The 17,543-nt window shown below is 64.4% G+C and carries 22 protein-coding genes and 1 pseudogene; 16 read left to right on the top strand and 7 right to left on the bottom strand.

Annotation, left to right across the window (positions count from 1 at the left end):
* Positions 1 to 21: 21 nt before the first annotated feature.
* A complete protein-coding gene (gene purB, locus AB5I39_RS00600; protein WP_404369913.1) occupies positions 22 to 1,338 on the bottom strand; it encodes an adenylosuccinate lyase in 1,317 nt (438 codons plus the stop codon).
* Positions 1,339 to 1,584: 246 nt separating this feature from the next.
* Between purB and AB5I39_RS00595 the strand changes: the two genes are divergently transcribed.
* Entirely contained in the window at positions 1,585 to 2,004 is a 420-nt protein-coding gene (locus AB5I39_RS00595; protein ID WP_404369911.1) for an EF-hand domain-containing protein, read from the top strand.
* 266 nt (positions 2,005 to 2,270) lie between these two features.
* Here AB5I39_RS00595 and radC read toward each other — a convergent pair whose 3' ends face one another.
* Positions 2,271 to 2,954 carry a DNA repair protein RadC gene (gene radC / locus AB5I39_RS00590; protein WP_404369909.1) on the bottom strand — a complete coding sequence of 228 codons (684 nt, stop codon included), beginning with the start codon at positions 2,952 to 2,954 and terminating at the stop codon, positions 2,271 to 2,273.
* Positions 2,955 to 3,162: 208 nt separating this feature from the next.
* On the opposite strand from radC, the gene AB5I39_RS00585 reads away from it, so the two are divergent.
* The 6 genes from AB5I39_RS00585 (at position 3,163) to AB5I39_RS00560 (ending at position 6,050) form a co-directional block, all read left to right on the top strand.
* On the top strand, positions 3,163 to 3,447 hold the full coding sequence (locus tag AB5I39_RS00585) for an AtpZ/AtpI family protein (RefSeq protein WP_404369907.1): 285 nt from the start codon (positions 3,163 to 3,165) through the stop codon (positions 3,445 to 3,447).
* 56 nt (positions 3,448 to 3,503) lie between these two features.
* Complete coding sequence (locus tag AB5I39_RS00580) at positions 3,504 to 4,262, top strand: F0F1 ATP synthase subunit A (protein WP_404373937.1); 759 nt, start codon at positions 3,504 to 3,506, stop codon at positions 4,260 to 4,262.
* 60 nt (positions 4,263 to 4,322) lie between these two features.
* Positions 4,323 to 4,535 carry a F0F1 ATP synthase subunit C gene (locus AB5I39_RS00575; RefSeq protein ID WP_010164404.1) on the top strand — a complete coding sequence of 71 codons (213 nt, stop codon included), beginning with the start codon at positions 4,323 to 4,325 and terminating at the stop codon, positions 4,533 to 4,535.
* A gap of 15 nt (positions 4,536 to 4,550) precedes the next feature.
* Positions 4,551 to 5,045: an ATPase gene (locus AB5I39_RS00570; RefSeq protein ID WP_404369905.1), complete on the top strand. Its 495-nt coding sequence runs from the start codon at positions 4,551 to 4,553 to the stop codon at positions 5,043 to 5,045.
* Complete coding sequence (locus AB5I39_RS00565; RefSeq protein ID WP_404369903.1) at positions 5,038 to 5,604, top strand: hypothetical protein; 567 nt, start codon at positions 5,038 to 5,040, stop codon at positions 5,602 to 5,604. Before AB5I39_RS00570 ends, AB5I39_RS00565 begins: the two co-directional genes overlap by 8 nt.
* Positions 5,605 to 5,714: 110 nt before the next feature.
* Entirely contained in the window at positions 5,715 to 6,050 is a 336-nt protein-coding gene (locus tag AB5I39_RS00560; protein WP_404369902.1) for a hypothetical protein, read from the top strand.
* A gap of 21 nt (positions 6,051 to 6,071) precedes the next feature.
* Here AB5I39_RS00560 and AB5I39_RS00555 read toward each other — a convergent pair whose 3' ends face one another.
* Positions 6,072 to 6,470 (bottom strand): hypothetical protein, encoded by a 399-nt coding sequence (locus AB5I39_RS00555; protein ID WP_404369900.1) that lies wholly within the window; start codon positions 6,468 to 6,470, stop codon positions 6,072 to 6,074.
* 29 nt (positions 6,471 to 6,499) lie between these two features.
* On the opposite strand from AB5I39_RS00555, the gene uvrC reads away from it, so the two are divergent.
* Positions 6,500 to 8,425, top strand: coding sequence for an excinuclease ABC subunit UvrC (gene uvrC, locus AB5I39_RS00550; RefSeq protein WP_404369898.1), 1,926 nt, complete (start codon positions 6,500 to 6,502; stop codon positions 8,423 to 8,425).
* Positions 8,426 to 8,947: 522 nt separating this feature from the next.
* On the top strand, positions 8,948 to 9,598 hold the full coding sequence (locus tag AB5I39_RS00545; RefSeq protein ID WP_404369896.1) for a hypothetical protein: 651 nt from the start codon (positions 8,948 to 8,950) through the stop codon (positions 9,596 to 9,598).
* 26 nt (positions 9,599 to 9,624) lie between these two features.
* On the opposite strand, the gene AB5I39_RS00540 is transcribed toward AB5I39_RS00545, so the two are convergent.
* The gene (locus tag AB5I39_RS00540) at positions 9,625 to 10,623 is read right to left on the bottom strand and encodes a 2-hydroxyacid dehydrogenase (protein ID WP_404369895.1); all 999 of its coding nucleotides are present in this window, start codon (positions 10,621 to 10,623) and stop codon (positions 9,625 to 9,627) included.
* Positions 10,624 to 10,720: 97 nt separating this feature from the next.
* Between AB5I39_RS00540 and AB5I39_RS00535 the strand changes: the two genes are divergently transcribed.
* Together AB5I39_RS00535 and AB5I39_RS00530 are read left to right on the top strand one after the other, a co-directional pair.
* Positions 10,721 to 11,212: an SH3 domain-containing protein gene (locus AB5I39_RS00535; RefSeq protein WP_404369894.1), complete on the top strand. Its 492-nt coding sequence runs from the start codon at positions 10,721 to 10,723 to the stop codon at positions 11,210 to 11,212.
* Positions 11,209 to 11,685, top strand: a complete 477-nt coding sequence (locus AB5I39_RS00530) for a GNAT family N-acetyltransferase (protein ID WP_404369892.1) — start codon at positions 11,209 to 11,211, stop codon at positions 11,683 to 11,685. Before AB5I39_RS00535 ends, AB5I39_RS00530 begins: the two co-directional genes overlap by 4 nt.
* A 68-nt stretch (positions 11,686 to 11,753) precedes the next feature.
* Here AB5I39_RS00530 and AB5I39_RS00525 read toward each other — a convergent pair whose 3' ends face one another.
* Positions 11,754 to 12,941, bottom strand: coding sequence for an acetyl-CoA C-acyltransferase (locus AB5I39_RS00525; RefSeq protein WP_404369890.1), 1,188 nt, complete (start codon positions 12,939 to 12,941; stop codon positions 11,754 to 11,756).
* Positions 12,942 to 13,018: 77 nt separating this feature from the next.
* On the opposite strand from AB5I39_RS00525, the gene AB5I39_RS00520 reads away from it, so the two are divergent.
* From AB5I39_RS00520 to AB5I39_RS00500, 5 genes and pseudogenes are all read left to right on the top strand, one after another.
* Positions 13,019 to 13,276, top strand: coding sequence for a hypothetical protein (locus AB5I39_RS00520; RefSeq protein WP_404369889.1), 258 nt, complete (start codon positions 13,019 to 13,021; stop codon positions 13,274 to 13,276).
* A 40-nt stretch (positions 13,277 to 13,316) separates the two neighbouring features.
* A complete protein-coding gene (locus AB5I39_RS00515) occupies positions 13,317 to 14,021 on the top strand; it encodes a prepilin peptidase (protein WP_404373935.1) in 705 nt (234 codons plus the stop codon).
* A complete protein-coding gene (locus tag AB5I39_RS00510) occupies positions 14,018 to 14,458 on the top strand; it encodes a hypothetical protein (protein ID WP_404369888.1) in 441 nt (146 codons plus the stop codon). Before AB5I39_RS00515 ends, AB5I39_RS00510 begins: the two co-directional genes overlap by 4 nt.
* Positions 14,455 to 15,866: pseudogene (locus tag AB5I39_RS00505) on the top strand (coniferyl aldehyde dehydrogenase). Before AB5I39_RS00510 ends, AB5I39_RS00505 begins: the two are co-directional and overlap by 4 nt.
* Positions 15,863 to 16,234, top strand: coding sequence for a low molecular weight protein tyrosine phosphatase family protein (locus tag AB5I39_RS00500; protein WP_404369887.1), 372 nt, complete (start codon positions 15,863 to 15,865; stop codon positions 16,232 to 16,234). Before AB5I39_RS00505 ends, AB5I39_RS00500 begins: the two are co-directional and overlap by 4 nt.
* Here the strand turns inward: AB5I39_RS00500 and AB5I39_RS00495 are convergent.
* Positions 16,206 to 16,790 carry a DUF1989 domain-containing protein gene (locus tag AB5I39_RS00495; RefSeq protein WP_404369885.1) on the bottom strand — a complete coding sequence of 195 codons (585 nt, stop codon included), beginning with the start codon at positions 16,788 to 16,790 and terminating at the stop codon, positions 16,206 to 16,208. The two genes, AB5I39_RS00500 and AB5I39_RS00495, sit on opposite strands and share 29 nt — an antisense overlap.
* Positions 16,787 to 17,494: a guanitoxin biosynthesis heme-dependent pre-guanitoxin N-hydroxylase GntA gene (gntA, locus tag AB5I39_RS00490; protein WP_404369884.1), complete on the bottom strand. Its 708-nt coding sequence runs from the start codon at positions 17,492 to 17,494 to the stop codon at positions 16,787 to 16,789. The genes AB5I39_RS00495 and gntA overlap by 4 nt, the downstream gene beginning before the upstream one ends.
* Positions 17,495 to 17,543: the final 49 nt, after the last annotated feature.

The following is a 17,543-nucleotide window of genomic DNA, read 5'->3' as shown; positions in this document are numbered from 1 at the left end:
TAAGGATCGATAAAAATTAGATCAATCGAATTTCTGTGCGTTGCCGAACACCCGCGCGAAGATCGTGTCGACGTGCTTCAAATGATAACCAAGGTCGAACTTGTCCTCGATCTCCTCAACCGACAGCGCGGCCGTCACTTCAGGATCGGCCTTGAGCAATTCCATCAGCGACAACGCGCCGTCCGAATCCCATACTTTCATCGCGTTGCGCTGCACGAGGCGATAGGCGTCCTCGCGGCTGACCCCGGCTTGCGTCAGTGCCAGCAGCACGCGCTGCGAATGGACGAGGCCGCCCATCTTGTTGAGATTCTTGTCCATCCGAGCCGGATAGACGACGAGCTTGTCCATCACGCCAGTCAGGCGCGCGAGCGCGAAGTCGAGCGTGATCGTGGCGTCGGGGCCGATATAGCGTTCGACCGAGGAATGGCTGATGTCGCGCTCATGCCACAGCGCCACATTCTCCAGCGCCGGCGTGACATAGCCGCGCACCATGCGGGCCAGGCCGGTGAGGTTCTCCGTCAGCACTGGGTTGCGCTTGTGCGGCATCGCCGAGGAGCCCTTTTGGCCGGGCGAGAAGAACTCCTCGGCCTCCAGGACCTCGGTACGCTGCAAATGGCGGATTTCGGTCGCGAGTCGCTCGATCGACGAGGCGATAACCGCCAGCGTCGCGAAGAACATCGCGTGGCGGTCGCGCGGGATGACCTGGGTCGAAACGGGTTCGATCGTCAGGCCCATCTTCTCGGCGACATGCGCCTCCACGAACGGATCGATATTGGCGAAGGTGCCGACCGCGCCCGAAATCGCGCAGGTAGCGATGTCGGCACGTGCCGCGACGAGGCGCGCGCGGTTGCGGGCGAATTCGGCATAGGCCTGCGCGAGTTTGAGACCGAAGGTGACAGGCTCGGCATGGATGCCGTGGCTGCGGCCGATCGTCGGCGTCATCTTATGCTCGATCGCGCGGCGCTTCAGCACCTCCAGCAAGGCGTCGAGATCGGCGAGTAGCAGATCGCTCGCCCGTGCGAGCTGCACCGACAGGCAGGTGTCGAGCACGTCGGACGAGGTCATGCCCTGATGCATGAACCGCGCTTCGGGGCCGACATGTTCGGCGACGTTCGTCAGGAAGGCGATCACGTCATGCTTGGTCTCGCGCTCGATTTCGTCAATGCGATCGACCTCGAACGCGCCCCGTTCCCAGATTGCCGCCGCGGCCTCCTTCGGCACCACGCCCAGTTCGGCCAGTGCGTCGGTTGCATGGGCCTCGATCTCGAACCAGATGCGGAACCGGGCCTCCGGCGTCCAGATCGCGACCATGTCGGGGCGGGAATAGCGGGGTATCATCGGATTTCCTTGGATCGGCAGGGTCGGGCCATCGCGGAATCGGCTCCGAACCGCGATGACCTGCGCGTTAGCAGGGACAAGGCGCGCCTTCAAATCGGCCGAATCGGGAGCGTTTCGGTAGCTGTGTGGTTGAATTGGCGATCGCTAGGGTCGGTAACGGCGTGAAACGCACCACCCCTTCGATCACGAGTTCAAAACAAGCGATGGAGCAATCCAATGTTGAAATATGTTCTTCTTGCTGGGGTCATGTCGGTTTCTGCACCTGCTCTGGCGCAGACTGCACCGGCGCAAAGCATGACGCCGCAAAGCACGCAATCGGTCCCGGCTACTTCGGATTCGACTGCGATGCAGGCCGCGCAGCCGGCCGATTCGGCCTCTGCCCCAGCGCAGGATGCGGCTGCAGCCCAGCCAGTCGCCGCGACGCAGGTGGCGGATGTCGTGACGAAGGAATTCCCGACTTATGACAAGAACGGCGACGGCAATTTGAACGCCAAGGAATTCGACACGTGGATGGTCGCGTTGAAAACGGCGAGTGACCCGTCGACCAAGGCGACCTCGCCTGCCACCAAGACGTGGCTGAACCAGGCGTTTGCGCAGGCTGATGCCGACAAGAACAAAAAGGTGTCGCAGAGCGAACTGACCGGGTTCCTTTCGCAGAAGGGTTAAGCGCCTGACCGCAATCGACCGCCGCTCCTGACGGGGCGGCGGTTTTTGCGTGTCGTGAACAGGAGGGGGCCGGGTGCCTCTCGCCTCGTCCGGTAAGTTTGATCCAATCGTAACCCCATTCGGGCTGAGCCTGTCGAAACCCCGTACGCGACAGATGACGCTGGATGTGTGGTAAGCAGCTCTTCGACAGGCTCAGGGTGAACGGAGCTTTACCTGACCGCGCGATTCTCAAACGCAACGATCGGATTGGTGGAGCGGGTCCGACCCTACAACAACCCCATTGCGCGCAAGCTCGAATGTCCGCTCGTGCCGATGATGATGTGGTCGTGCACTGCGATCCCTAACCGCTTGCCTGCCTCCACCACCTTGCGCGTTATGTCGATGTCGGCGCGGCTGGGGGCTGGGTCGCCGCTTGGGTGATTGTGGACGAGAATGATTCCCGCGGATCCGAGATCGATCGCGCGGCGGATCACTTCGCGAACATAGAGTGCAGCCTCGTCGATCGAGCCGTCGCTCATCACTTCGTCGCGGATCAGGATGTTGCGGGTGTTCAGATGGAGGACGCGCACGCGCTCGTTCGTGCGGTGCGCCATATCGACGTGGAGATAGTCGATCAAAGCCTGCCAGCTCGACAGGATCGGCCTTTCGCTTGCCTCCGCCCGCAGTAGGCGCAGGGCAGCGGCTTGAACGATCTTGATCGCGGCGGCGCTGGTTTCCCCCATGCCGGAGACGCGCATCAGCGCTTCGGGTTCGGCGGTGAAGAGGCCGCCGACGCCACCGAATTCCGCGAGCAGCGCCTTGGCGAGCGGTTTGGTGTCGCGCCGTGGGATCGCGAGGGTCAGCAGATATTCGACCAATTCGTGATCGAGCAGCGCCTCACCGCCACGTTCCAGCAGGCGTTGGCGCAGCCGCCCGCGATGTCCGGCGTGATCGGGGGCAGGGGTGCTCATCGGTAATAAGGAGTATCGCCCCGCTCGCGGATGCGCAACGATGGCGCGTCACAGCATGGGATGCGGCGCGCACAAGAGTTGACACCCCCCGGACACCTTCCTAAACGGCGCGTGAAACGGCGGCCTGATGCAGGCCATCGTTGTTCCCCGATGTTCATCGTCGCGGTGCCAACAGCATCGCGGCGTTTTCTTATCAGGATAGCCGCCCTTGGCCGACGACCGCGCTATTGACGATCTGGACGCCCGCATTGCTTCGGCAAAAGCGGCCGGACAGTCGCGTGGTGGCGTTCAGATGCCGCAGGCGAAGGGTTACGGGCAAGGCTCCAAAGTGCTGGCCCTGCTGCTCGGCGCCCTATTCGGCGGCGGCGTGATGGGCTGGGCGCTCGATCAGTGGCTCGGCACGTCGCCTTGGGCCTTGCTGATCGTGCTGACGCTGGCGATCATCGGGGCGTTCCTCAACATCATGAAGATTTCGAAGGAGCGCGCAGAGTGAGCGCCTTAGCCACCGCCCTGGCCGCCGCGAGCGCGAGCGCCGGAAAGATCGATCCGATGGAACAGTTTATGGTGGAGCCCGTCCTGGGGCGCCATCTGAGCCTGTTCGGCTATGACGTGTCGTTCACCAACTCGGCATTGTTCATGGTCGTCGTGTTCGTGTTGCTCGCCTTGTTCATCTCGGGCGGCCTGAAGCGCCAGCTCGTCCCCGGCCGCTGGCAGGTTGCGGCAGAGGATGCGGTGAGCTTCATCGATAATATGGTGTCGGTAAACATCGGCCATGGCGGCAAGAAGTTTGCGCCTTACATCTTCTCGCTCTTCTACTTCATCCTGTTCGCCAATCTCGTGGGCGTTCTTCCGTTGTCGATCGTGCCGGGTCTGCATACCTTTGCGGTGACGAGCCATATCACGGTGACGGCGGTGCTCGCCTTTCTGTCTTTCGCGATCGTGCTCGGCGTCGGCTTCTGGAAGCATGGCCTGAAGTTCTTCACGTTGTTCGTGCCGCACGGTGCGCCAGCATGGCTGATGCCGGTCATCATCCCGGTCGAGTTCGTCTCCTTCATGGTGCGTCCGTTCTCGCTCGCGCTGCGACTGTTCGTCGCGATGACCGCAGGCCACATTCTGCTCGAAGTGTTCGGCAGCTTCGTGGTGCAGGGCTTCAGCGCAGGCGGCGGGCTCGGCTCGGCGGTCGGTATTCTCAGCTTCTTCATGATCATCGGTGTCAGCGCGCTGGAACTGCTGGTCTGCGCGATCCAGGCTTATGTTTTTGCATTGCTCACGTCGCTGTACCTGCACGACGCGGTGCACCTGCACTAATCGTTTCAACAACCAATCTACCGTATTTCTAGGGAGTTAATCATGACTGATCTTGGTGCAATGTACATCGGTGCCGGCCTGGCAGCGATCGGTGTCGGCCTCGCGGCGCTCGGCGTGGGCAACGTGTTCGGCTCGTTCCTCGAAGGCGCGCTGCGCAACCCGGGTGCGGCAGACGGCCAGCAGGGTCGCCTGTTCATTGGCTTCGCGGCATCGGAGCTTCTGGGCCTGATCGCGTTCGTCGTCGCGATCCTCATCCTCTTTGTCGTCAAGTAAGAGCGAGCGCTTCCAATGCCGCAGCTATCCCAAATCGGCGAGATCTACGCTTCGCAGCTGTTCTGGCTCGCGATCGTCTTCGCGCTGATCTACTTCGGGATCGGCAAGGCGATGGTCCCCAAGATCGAGCGGACGGTCGAAGACCGCAACGCCCGCATCCAGGGGGACATCGCCGCGGCGGAGGCCGCGCGCGCCACCGCGCTGGAATCGGAGCGGGCCTATCAGGCCGGTCTCGAGTCCGCGCGCAGCAAGGCGACCGTCGCCATTGGTGAGGCGAAGGCGCGGGCTACGGCCAGCACCGAGGCCAGCCTGAAGGCGAGCGATACGGCGACGGCGACGCAGGTTGCGGCAGCTACCGACCGGATCGAAGGCTCCAAGACGGCGGCGCTTGCCGAAATCGAAACGGCGACTGCTGACGCGGTCGAGCAGATCGTCGCGAAGCTCTCGGGCGTCGTGGTCGATCGCGCGACCATCGAAACGCGGGTGAAAGCGGAACTGGCACATGGCTAATCCTGCGGAAGAATCGACCACGCTCAACACCGTGGCGCATACCGGCGTGGCCGAGCTGCATCACGAACCCTCCTTCCTGGGCATCACCGCGCCGGGCTTCGTTGCCCTGTCGATGCTGGTCGTGATCGCGATCATGATTTGGCAAAAGGTGCCGAAGATGATCGCGGGTGCACTCGACGCCCGGATCGCGACGATCCGGAATCAGCTCGACGAAGCGTCTAAACTGCGCGCCGAAGCCGAGGCGCAACTTGCCGAAGCGAAAGCACGCAATGCGGCAAGCGCTGGCGATGCCGCAGCGATCGTGGCCAATGCGGAGGCGGAAGCCGCAGCGTTGCTCGCCAAGGCAGAAGCCGACCTCGCCGATCTGATCGCGCGTCGTCAGACGATGGCCGAGGACAAGATCGCCGCCGCCGAACGCGGTGCGATTGCCGAGGTTCGTGCGCTGGCGGCTGATGCTGCTGCGCGGGCCGCTGCTGCGATCATCGCCGAGCGTCACGGTGCCGATGCCGACAAGGCGTTGGTCGATCGCACGATCGCCGGGCTCGGGCGTCCAAACTAATACCGTGCGGCCGCGCGTAACGGCGCGGTCCATTTCGTTTCGCCACTGATCGGGCTACATACCGGTCAGCGGCGATTCGCGCCGCTTTCATTTTCGAAAGAGGCTCCCTCATGAAGTCTGTCATCTTCGCTGCGATCGTCGCGCTGACTGCCGCCCCGCTCGCTGCCCAGACTGCGCCTGCACCGACGGCACCCGCCGTGACGACGCCCGCCGCGCCTGCGGCCGCCGGCACCGCCAAGTTCGACCTCGACACGCCGATCGAGACGATTGCCGCCAATCCGGCCGGCAAGACCGTGCTCGATACCGACCTGCAGAACATTACCGCGCACCCGATGTACGATCAGTTCAAGGGCATGTCGCTCAACCAGGTGCAGCCGATGTCGCAAGGCGCGCTGACCGACGCTGCGCTGGCCAAGGTCAAGGCCGACCTCGCCGCGATCAAGTGATCTAGTATGCCGGGCGGGGCATCATGCCTTGCCCGGCGTTACCCAGCGCCCGCGGTCGCGCCAGATCTCGGGTAGCGCGTCCCAGCTGGGGGCCGCATCGGCCTCATAGCCCGTCACCGCGCCCGTCGCGATGCCGTGGAACGCCCGCATCGCCTGCAGATGCGCGCCGCTGCGCAGATAAGCGAGCATCGCCGCCCGATCGCGGCACACCGTCAGCGTGTGATGCACCCCGTCGATCAAGCGCGCATCGACCGAGATAATGCCCGGTGCTTTGCGTGCTTGCGCCATAGAGCGTAGCGCGTGCCACCAGAAGCGCGGCGCGGAGAACGGGTTTTTGAGCTTCAGGCCGGTGATCGAGATATACATGCCAAGCGCATAGCACCCCGCCATCGCCGAACCCAGCGATGAAGGGCGTGGCATCTGGCTGCGGGAGTCCCTAGATCGGCGGCATGTCCCGTCCCGACGCGCCCGACCGTTTCAACGAAGAGAAATCGACCTTTGCCGTCCGGGGGGCGGGGGATGCGCCCGACCTCGAGGCTGGCATCGCCGCGATCCGCAACGTGCTGGCGACGCTACCCGCGCGGCCCGGCGTGTACCGGATGCAGGATGCGCGCGGCGACGTGCTGTACGTCGGCAAGGCGCGCGCGCTGAAGAACCGCGTGACCAATTACACGCAAGTCGAGCGGCTGACCAAGCGGCTTCAGCGGATGGTCGCGCAGACCCGGTCGATGACGATTGTGACGACCAACAACGAGGCGGAGGCGCTGCTGCTCGAGGCGCAGCTGATCAAGCGCTATCGCCCGCCGTACAACGTGCTGCTGCGCGACGATAAGAGCTTCCCCTTCATCCTGCTGCGCGCCGACCATGAATATCCCCGCATCCAGAAGCATCGCGGGGCGCGGCGGGCGAAGGGCAATTATTACGGGCCGTTCGCCAGCGCTGGTTCGGTCAACAATACGTTGAACGCGCTGCAGAAACTGTTCCTGCTGCGGAGCTGCACCGATGGTTTCTTCAAGAACCGCGATCGGCCGTGCTTGCTCTACCAGATCAAGCGCTGCTCGGCGCCATGCGTCGGGCGGATCGATCCGACGGGCTATGCCGATCTGGTGAGCGACGCGAAGGCGTTCCTGGCGGGCAAATCGACCGAGGTTCAGGCCAAGCTCGGCGCGCAGATGGAGGCCGCGGCCGAAGCGATGGACTTTGAGCTGGCCGCGATCCTGCGCGACCGGCTTCGCGCGCTGACCTTCATTCAGGGAAGCCAGGCGATCAATGCCGAGGGGCTGGGCGATGTCGACATCTTCGCGATGGCGAACAAGAATGGCGTGATCGGCATCCAAGCCTTCTTCATCCGGGGCGGCCAGAATTGGGGGCATCGCAGCTTCTTCCCGGCGCATACCGCCGATGTGCCGGAGGATGAGATCCTGGCCGGCTTCCTGGGGCAGTTTTACGAGGAAGTGCCGCCGCCCAAGACGATCTTCCTCGATCGTCAGCTTGAGGAGGGCGAATTGCTGGGCGAGGCGCTTGGGGCTGGGGTCGGCTTCAAGGTGACGCTGTCGGTGCCGCAGCGGGGCACGCGGCGGCGCTTGCTCGATCAGGCGAAGCGCAATGCCGAGGAAGCGCTGGACCGGCGGCTGGCGGAGAGCACGACGCAAGCCAAATTGCTGCGCGAAGTGGCCGAGCTGTTCGATCTGGCCGAACCGCCGCAGCGGATCGAGATCTACGACAACAGCCATATCCAGGGGACCAATGCGGTCGGCGCGATGGTCGTCGCCGGGCCGGAGGGCTTTCGCAAGGGGCAGTATCGCAAGTTCAACATCAAGAACCCCGAGACGATCCCCGGCGACGATTTCGGCATGATGCGCGAAGTTTTCCAACGGCGCTTTGCCCGTGCGCAGAGCGAGGACCCCGATCGCGACGCGGGCGACTGGCCCGATCTGGTGCTGATCGACGGCGGGCGCGGGCAGCTCAATGCGGCCAAGGCGGTGCTCGAAGAAATGGGCATCGAGGACGTGTGCCTGGTCGGCATTGCCAAGGGCCCGATGCATGGCCGCGACGGGCGCGAGGTGTTCCACTTGCTCGACGGGCGCGAGTTCCAACTGCCGGTTAACGCGCCGGTGCTGTTCTACCTCCAGCGGCTGCGCGACGAAGTCCACCGCTTCGTGATCGGCGCGCATCGCGACAAGCGCTCCAAGGCGATCGGCGCGTCGCCCCTGGATGACGTGCCGGGGATTGGCCCGGCGCGGAAAAAGGCGCTGCTGATGCACTTCGGCACGGCGCGGGCGGTGCGTGGGGCGAGCCTTGAGGATCTCCAGAAGGCGCCGGGGGTGAGCGCGGCGGTGGCGCAGCAGCTTTACGACTTTTTCCATGCGCGGTGAGGGGCGCGTCGGACACCCGAAAGTTGCGAAAGTGCCACCCGCAGGGGGGACGGGGCTTTGGGGGACGGGCCGGTGAGGGGCGGTCTTAGCGCGGAAGTTTAGGCTAAGTTTAGGGGTAAAGAAGGTGCGGCCGACGGCGCTGGGATGGTGCGTTGACGCGCACGCCTCTGATACCAACGCGTCGTGCTCCTGCGGAGGCAGGAGCGCTGGGTTCATGCGTTGCCCTTGATTACACAGGGCTCCTGCCTGCGCAGGAGCACGGGTGGGGGGGCAAAGCGACGCGCGGATCGCTGCGAACCGTCGGGTTCGCGTGGCAGCGTGGGATCGACGGTTGGAAAGAGCCGGACGGCTGTATCACGCGGTTGCGGTTGTAGGACAGGGCGGGTGGCGTCTTGTGTGATCCGGCGAGGATCCGGTAGAGTCCGGCATTGCCGCCACGACCGCCCGCTGCCGCCAACCGGCTATTACGATCCGCTTCGACGAAGCGGTCGCGCGGCTGGCTTAGAGAGGGGAAGGGGGACCATGATCCGCAGGTTATGGATTGCTGTGAGTTTGGCGGCTGCATTCGGTGGCTCCGCGTCGGCGCAGGAAGCGGAGGTCCAGGCGCCGCGATGCGAATTGCACGTCTGGTCGTCGGACAAGAACGCGGTCACCTTCAATGGCAATAACGGAAATCTGGGATTGGTTGGCGATCTTATCGACAGCGCGTTCGACATAAAATCGCCTGCCTCGGTAGAACGTCAGATGCGCGAACAGCTAAGCCCGGCCGCGCAGGAAAAAGCACTCCGCGACATGGATTTGGCGAACTTATTCCATATGCCCGGCTACGACCTAATCTTCGAACCTGCCACGTCCCAACCCGTGTGGACGTTGCAGCAGATCAAAAGCGACGACCGACTGTCCCAAGTACAGGCCGATTGCTACGCCGAGTTGGCGATCGTATCCAATCAGTTTTTTAGACAACCGATGCGCAAAAGTCTTCGCACCTTGTTCATGTTCAGAGAGTTTCGCAGCAAGTCGAAGCCGCCAGCGCAAAAATTTGACGCCACCTCGGCACCGCTGAAGAAATTTCCAGCGTCGACTTCGGGTGACGTCAGTGAGACATCTCAAGAAATCCAGGCCGCGTTCGTCGCTAACGTGGCCAAATTCGCTCACGATAAGCTGAAAAAATGAACCCGCTTTGGTCCGGCGTACCGCCCCTAAACCCACCCCTCCAGCACCTGGTCCGGCGGGCGGTGACCATCCGCCCACATGCGGATGTTGGTGATGACCTTCTCGCCGGTCGCCATGCGGCCTTCGTAGGTGGCGCTGCCCATGTGCGGGGTCATCACGACGTTGGGGAGCGCGAGCAGGCGCGGGTCGATTTCCGGTTCGTGCTTCCACACGTCCAGTCCGGCACCGGCTAGCGCACCTGCCTCCAGCGCGGCAACCAGCGCGTCTTCGTCAACGATACCGCCGCGCGAGGTGTTTATGAGGTGGACGTGGGGGCGGAGCAGCGCGATGCGGCGGGCGTCGATCATGCCTTCGCTGTCGGCGTTGCGCGGCGTGTGGATCGTCAGAATGTCGATGCTGCCGAGCATCTCGTCGAGATTGGGGTGCCACTGCGCCTGCAATTCGGCCTCCACAACCTTGGGCAGGCGATTTCGGTTGTGGTAGTGGATCGACAGGCCGAAGGCGCGGGCGCGGCGCGCGACCGCCTGGCCGATCCGCCCCATGCCAACGATGCCGAGCGCCTTGCCGCCGATGCGGTGGCCGAGCATGCCGCCGGGGCTCCAGCCCTTCCATTCGCCCGAGCGGACGAGCTTCTCGCCCTCGGCGAGGCGGCGGGGGACCGAAACGATCAGCGCCATCGTCATGTCGGCGGTGTCCTCGGTCAGGACGCCCGGCGTGTTGGTAACGATGATGCCGCGCGCGCGGGCGGCCTTCAGCGCGATATGGTTCACGCCCGCGCCGAAATTGGCGATGAGTTTGAGGTTGGGGCCGGCGTTTGCGATCAGATCGGCGTCGATCTCGTCGGTGACGGTGGGAACGAGCACGTCGCACGTTGCCATTGCGGTGGCGAGCTGATCGCGGGTCAGCCCGGTCGGGCCGCGGTTCACCTCGGCATCGAACAATTGCTCCATGCGGACCATCACCGCATCGGGCAGTTCGCGGGTTACGACAACCTTCGGGTGCGGAACGCGTCTCATTTCGGGCATGGCACAGGCTTGGCGGAGGCGTTTGCCTGCGTCAACGGGTGTTGAAGCGGGGGTATGAAGCACGGTAGACGGACGGGGAATTTCCAAGGGGTCTAGGATGCGTATCGGGGGCCGGATCGTGCTCGCAATGACGGCGGTGGCGTTGGCCGCGCCGTCGATCGCCGCGCTGGTAAACAAGAAGACGCCGTATTTCGCGTCGATCTCGGCCGGCAAGGCGCGGATGCGGACCGGGCCGGGACGGGCGTATCCGGCGAGCTGGCTGTATCAGCGTGCCGACCTGCCGGTGAAGGTGCTCGACGTTTACGACCACGGCGCTTGGTACAAGGTCGAGGACCCGAGCGGCACGCAAGGGTGGATGATGGGCAATCTGGTGAGCGAGACGCGCACCGCCCTGGTGATGGGGACGATCGCCGAACTGCGCGATTCGCCGCGCGAGGGCGGGAGGGTGCGCTGGCGGGCGGCGCCGGGCGTGGTGGGCCGGTTGAGCAAATGCGCGCGCGGGTGGTGCTATCTCGATGTGCGCGGGCGTGGCGGCTATGTCGAGGCGGTGCGGCTGTGGGGCGTTGAGCCGGGCGAAGTGCTCAATTGAGCGGGCTGCGCGCGGGCTGGCGGATCGTCCGCGATGATGTGACGCATCCCGATTTAGTGGCGCTGATCGAATTGCACCTGCGCGCGGCGTTCGAGAATTCGCCGCCCGGGGCGGTGTTCGCGCTCGATCTGAGCGGATTGCGCGCGGCGGACGTGACGTTGTGGACGGCGTGGGAAGGAGAGGCGCTGCTCGGGATGGGGGCGCTGAAGCAGCTTGATCCGACGCATGGCGAGCTGAAATCGATGCGGACGGCGCCGGGGCAGGTGCGGCGCGGCGTGGCGCGGGCGATGCTCGGACATCTGATCGACGAGGCGCGGGCGCGCGGGTATCGGCGGGTGAGTTTGGAGACCGGGTCGAACGCGCCGTTCGCGGCGGCGCGGGCTTTGTATGAAGCGGCCGGGTTTGTGGAGTGCGGGCCGTTCGCGGGGTATGTCGATACCGCGTTTAGTCGATATTACCGGTTGGATTTGTAGCGCGGGTATTCCGCAACGGCGCGTCACCCCAGCCTGCGCTGGGGTGACGATTTTGGTGCTGGCCGGGTTCAGTTCATCAATTCCACCGCAACCGCCGTCGCTTCGCCGCCGCCGATGCAGAGCGAGGCGAGGCCGCGCTTTTGGCCTTGGGTTTGCAGCGCGGAGAGCAGCGTCGCGAGGATGCGCGCACCGCTCGCGCCGATCGGGTGCCCGAGCGCACAGGCGCCGCCGTTCACGTTGATCCGGTCATGCGCGATGTCGAGATCGCGCATCGCGATCATCGCGACGACGGCGAACGCTTCGTTGACTTCGAACAGATCGACGTCGCCGGTCGACCAGCCCGCTTTCTCCAGCGCCTTGCGCATCGCGAAGACAGGCGCGGTGGTGAAGAGCGACGGGGCGTGGGCGTGGGCGGCCTGCGATACGATCCGCGCGATGGGCGTGAGGCCGAGCTTTTCGGCGACGCTGGCGCGCGTCATCACCAGCGCGGCGGCACCGTCCGAGATGGACGAGGCATTGGCGGCGGTGATCGTGCCGTCCTTCGAGAAAGCGGGCTTGAGCGTGGGGATCTTAGCGACGTCGCCCTTGGCGGGTTGTTCGTCTAGGGTGACGGTGGTCGGGCCTTTACGACCGGCGACCTCCACCGCGACGATCTCGCGGTCGAACGCGCCGGACGTCTGCGCGCGCTGGGCACGGTGGAGCGATTCGATGGCGTAATCGTCCATCTGGGCGCGGGTGAATTGATAGACGGCGGCGGTGTCCTCGGCGAATTTGCCCATAAGCTTGCCGGGTTCGTACGCATCTTCGAGGCCGTCGAGATACATGTGATCCTTGAGCACATCATGCCCGATCCGCGCGCCGCCGCGGTGGCGCATGGAGAGGTAGGGCGCGTTGGTCATGCTCTCCATCCCGCCTGCGATCAGCAGGTCGGCCGATCCGGCGGCGAGCGCATCGGCGGCGAGCATCGTCGCCATCATGCCGCTGCCGCACATCTTGTTGACGGTGGTCGCCTCGATATGCTGCGGGAGGCCCGCCTTGAGCGCGGCTTGGCGCGCGGGTGCCTGGCCGAGGCCGGCGGGCAGGACACAGCCCATGTAGATCCGTTCGATCGCGTCCGCCGAAACGCCTGCGCGCGCGACTGCGCCGCCGACCGCCGCTGCGCCCAGTTCGGTCGCGGTCGCGCCGGTCAGCGAGCCCTGGAACGAGCCCATCGGCGTGCGGGCGTAAGAGACGATGACGACGGGATCGCTGGACATGTTTTCACCTCACCAAGGAACTTGTGCGGGCGATCTAGGCTTCCCTCCAAAGATTTACAAATGCCCGGGAGATGGCGATGGATACGCTCGTTACGGTCCTGAAATGGACGGCATCGGGGGGCGGCATGATCGCCGCGACGATGGTGTCGCTCGATCTCGGGCGGCGGCTGACGGGCTGGGGGCTGGTGCTGTTCGCGGTGTCGGCGCTGGCGTGGATCGGGGGTGCGGTGTTGACCAAGGACTTCGCACTCGGCACGCAGAACGCCGTGCTGCTGTTGATCGATCTGTACGGGGCGTATCGTTACCTCATCCGCAAGGTGCCGCCGGGTGGCTGAGGTCTGGTGGCCGGCCCTGCTTGGCGCTCTGGGCGCGGTGATGGGGAGTTTTCTCGCGACGCTGGTGCTGCGGTGGCCGGAGGAGCGCTCGGTGCTGCGGGGGCGATCGCAGTGTGACGCGTGTCACACGCAGCTTGGAGCGCGCGATCTGATCCCGCTGCTGAGCGCCGCGCTTGCGCACGGGCGGTGCCGGATGTGCGGGGCCGCGATCAACCCGGTGCATTGGCAAATCGAGCTTGGCTGCGTTGTGGTGGGCGTGCTGGCCGGGCTGGCGGTGCCGGGGCCGGTCGGGCTGGCCGGAGCGGTGTTCGGATGGTTGCTGCTGACGCTGGCGGCGATGGATCTCGCCTATTTCGTGTTGCCGAATGTTTTGACGGTCACGCTTGCGATTGGCGGGCTGGTTAGCGGCCTGCTGGGGGTTGAACCGTCGTTGCAGGATCGGCTGATCGGCGGGGCTGGGGGCTTTGTCGCGCTGTGGCTGATCGGGGAGGGGTATCGCCTGATCCGCAAGCGTGTCGGGCTAGGCGGAGGCGACCCGAAGATGCTTGGCGCGATCGGGTTGTGGCTGGGGTGGCAGATGCTGCCGGTGGTGCTGCTTCTCGCCGCGCTGACGGGGCTGAGCATCGTTCTGGTCGGGATGGTGACGGGCAAGAGCGCGGCGCTGACCGATGCCAAGCCGTTCGGGGCGCTGATGGCGATCGCCGCTTACCCGGCGTGGTTGTTCCTGTTAGGATCGGGCGCATGAGCCTTTTCCTCTTTCTCGCCGCGCTCGCCCAGGCCGCTCCGGCCGCGCCAGCGCCGTCGATCGATGGCTTGCCGATCGGTGCGATCCCGCGGCAGGATTTGCCCGCGCGGGGGTGTGCCGCGTATCTCTGGACGGCGACCGGCACGCGTGCGCTGGTGGCGATGGCGCAAGCCGATCCGGCGCGGCTGCGGCTGTCGATCGCGGGCACGATCGTCGATCTGGAACGCAGCGCGCAAGTCGGCGCTGGCGGCTTCGGCTTTGCCGAAACCACCGATTATGGCGGGGGCAGTACGGCCGCCAAGCTGACGCTGAAGATCGAGACGAAAGGATCGATCGTCGCGGGGGCGATGGTGCCCGAAGGGATTTTGCAGATCGACCGGGCGGGGCAGGACAGCGTCGTGATCCCGGTCGCGGGGATGATAGGATGCGCGACATGACGATGCAGGATGTACTCACCCTCCAACGCGCAGCGTTCATGGAGGAATTGCCGGTTACGCTGGCGGTGCGCAAGGATCGGCTGAAGCGGGCGGTGGCGATGATCGCCGACAATGCCGATGCGTTCTGCGACGCGCTTTCCGAGGATTTCGGGCATCGCAGCCGCGAACAATCGATGCTGACCGATGTCGCCGCGTCGATAGCGCCGCTCAAGCACGCGCTGAAATCGGTCGAGAAATGGATGCGGCGGGACAATCGTCCGGTGCAATTCCCGCTTGGTTTGCTCGGGGCAAAGGCGTGGGTGGAGTATCAGCCGAAGGGTGTGGTCGGCGTTATCGCGCCGTGGAATTTTCCGGTCAATCTGGTGATGGGGCCGGTCGCGGGCGCGTTCGCTGCGGGCAACCGGGTGATGGTGAAGACCAGCGAGTTCACTCCGCGCACGGCGGCGTTGTTCGAGGAGCTTTCGCCCAGTATTTTCCGACCGATGAGCTCGCGTTTTTCAGCGGCGGGGCGGATGTCGGCAAGGCGTTTTCGGAGCTGCCGTTCGATCATCTGATCTTCACCGGCGCGACCGGCATTGGGCGGCATATCCTTCACGCCGCCGCCGATAACCTCACCCCGGTGACGCTGGAGCTGGGTGGGAAATCGCCTGTGATCGTCGGCAAGGGCGCCGATATCGCGCGGACGACCGAGCGAGTCGCGATCGGCAAGATGCTCAATGCCGGGCAAATCTGCTTGGCGCCCGACTATATGCTGGTGCCCGAGGCGCAGGAGCAAGCGGTGGTCGATGGGCTGAAAGCGGCGGTGTCGAGCATGTATCCGACCTTGCTCGCGAACCCAGATTATACCGCGATCATCAACGATCGGCATCACCAACGGCTGACCGATTGGGTTGCGGATGCGCGCGCCAAGGGGGCGACGGTCGAGGTGGTGAATCCCGGCGGCGAGGACTTTGCCGGATCGAACGCGCGGAAGATGCCGCTGCACATCGTGCGGAACGCGACCGACGACATGATCGTGATGCAGGAGGAATTGTTCGGTCCGATCCTGCCGGTGCGCAGCTATCGCGCGATCGACGATGCGATCGGGGAGGTGAACCGGCGCGATCGGCCGCTGGGGCTATACTATTTCGGGCCGGACGACGCCGAGCGCCGCCACGTGCTGGACCGGACGATCTCAGGCGGCGTGACACTCGACGATGTGGTGTTCCACGTCTCGATGGAGGAACTGCCGTTCGGCGGGATCGGCCCGTCGGGGATGGGATCGTATCACGGCAGCGACGGGTTCAAGACGTTCAGCCACGCCAAGGCGGTGTATAAGCAGGCCAAGCTGGATGTGGCTAAGCTGGCGGGGTTGAAGCCGCCGTACGGGAAGGCGACGATGACGAGTGTGCGGCGGCAGATGAAGTGAAGAATATTCTGTTCGTCTGCAGCCAAAATCGACTGCGTAGCCCGACAGCCGAGCAGATATTCTCCAGCCGTACAGACATTGCGGTTTCCTCTGCTGGGACAAACCATGACGCGGAAAATCCAATCGGCGAAGAGCTGATCGAGTGGGCTGACTTCATCTTCGTGATGGAGCGAACCCATCGCAATAGGCTGCAAAAGCGATTCCGCGCCGCCATCAAGGACAAGCGAATCGTCTGCTTGGAAATTCCTGACGATTACGAGTTCATGGATCCAGGGCTCGTGCGGCTGTTGCAGACAAAGATGGCGCGCTATTTACCGTCTCAACCACTGGATGAAGGGTTCAGTCGATCCGATACTCAATCGGCTTGAAGCTGCCGCCGTTGCTCGCAGGGGCCGAACAGGCGGTTAAGCCGATGATCAGGTCCATTGCCGCGCGGAACTGGATGTGGTCGCCGGCCTTGCTGATCGGTGGCAACACCGACAGCTTTCCCGAGGGATCGACCGGCACGTTCATGAAACAGTTGAACGCGATCGGAATCTGATCCTCGCCAATGTCAAAGGGCGCGAGTGCCGCCGCGAGATTGCCAAAGCAGCCGCGGTGCGGGGGCAGGTCTGGGTAGAAGTGGTGGAAGGTCGCGTAGCTGCACGGGGTCAGCAGGAAATCGTGAACCCCGACGGTATCTGCGATGATCTCCAGCATCGGGCGCGAGCGGTTAGAATAGAGCGTATGGCCCGTCGTGAGGCGGATCGTCTCGGCATAATCGAGCGTGCGGCCTGACGAGATTACCTCGGCGATGTCATCGGCATTGTAGGCGAGCAGGTCGGCCACCTGCATCCCGCGTGGATCGATAACGGTCAACGTCTGCCCTGCGGACAAGCGAAAGGCGGTGCCGCTGCGCTCGGCAATCTCGATCGTGTCGGTCAAGCGGCGTCACCGGCGTAGGAGAAGGGGCACTTCCAGCCATCTTCGACTGCGCGGCCGCTATACTGGCGTGCCTCGCTCGTTTCGCCGTGGCGGGCGAGCATCGGATTGCGCGATCCGGCGAGCGCTTCGTCGCGCACCATGATCTTTTCGCGCATCCCTTCGTAGCGACCCTGTGCGCGGAGCGTTTCGAACTGGTCGTGGAGGTTGAAGACCATCGTAGGCTGCGCGAAGCGGCGGGCCGGGCGGCTCGCGCGCGGGTGGAGGCCGACGATGAAGAACGCCTCGCCGCCGAAGCTCAGCGAGAAATGGGGGCTGTCGGGGTCGGCGCTCACCGCCGTATCATAGCCCTGGCCGCGCCAATGGTCCTTGTCGGAAAGCGACTGCGCACGCTGCCACAGCGCCGCCTCGAACGCTTCTTCGCTGAGATCGTCCGGGCCGCCGAAGATCACCGCGAAACTGCGGAAAAGGCCTGGGTCCTTGCGATAATCGGCTGCGAAATTCAGCAGCCCGTCGTGGATGCGCAGATCGTCCCACGCGCTGTCGATCCGGTCGCAGGCGAGGACGGAAAGCGTGCCCTTGGCAAGAGCTGCCTTGGCGCCGACGCAGGGGAATTCCGCTGCGGCGACATGCGCGTCGAGTAACGCCTGGAAATCGCCCTGTGCGCGATGACGCCAGGGAAACATGGGAGTCGATGGGGTAGGCATGTCGGATAAGACGCCTTTTTGGGCGCGAAGTTCCCGCAAAAGCCTGTGA

Source organism: Sphingomonas sp. MMS24-J45 (genome assembly GCF_044881195.1).
Lineage (GTDB): Bacteria > Pseudomonadota > Alphaproteobacteria > Sphingomonadales > Sphingomonadaceae > Sphingomonas.
The sequence above is the reverse complement of the archived record's forward strand: the minus strand, read 5'-3'. Positions and strand labels throughout refer to the sequence as shown.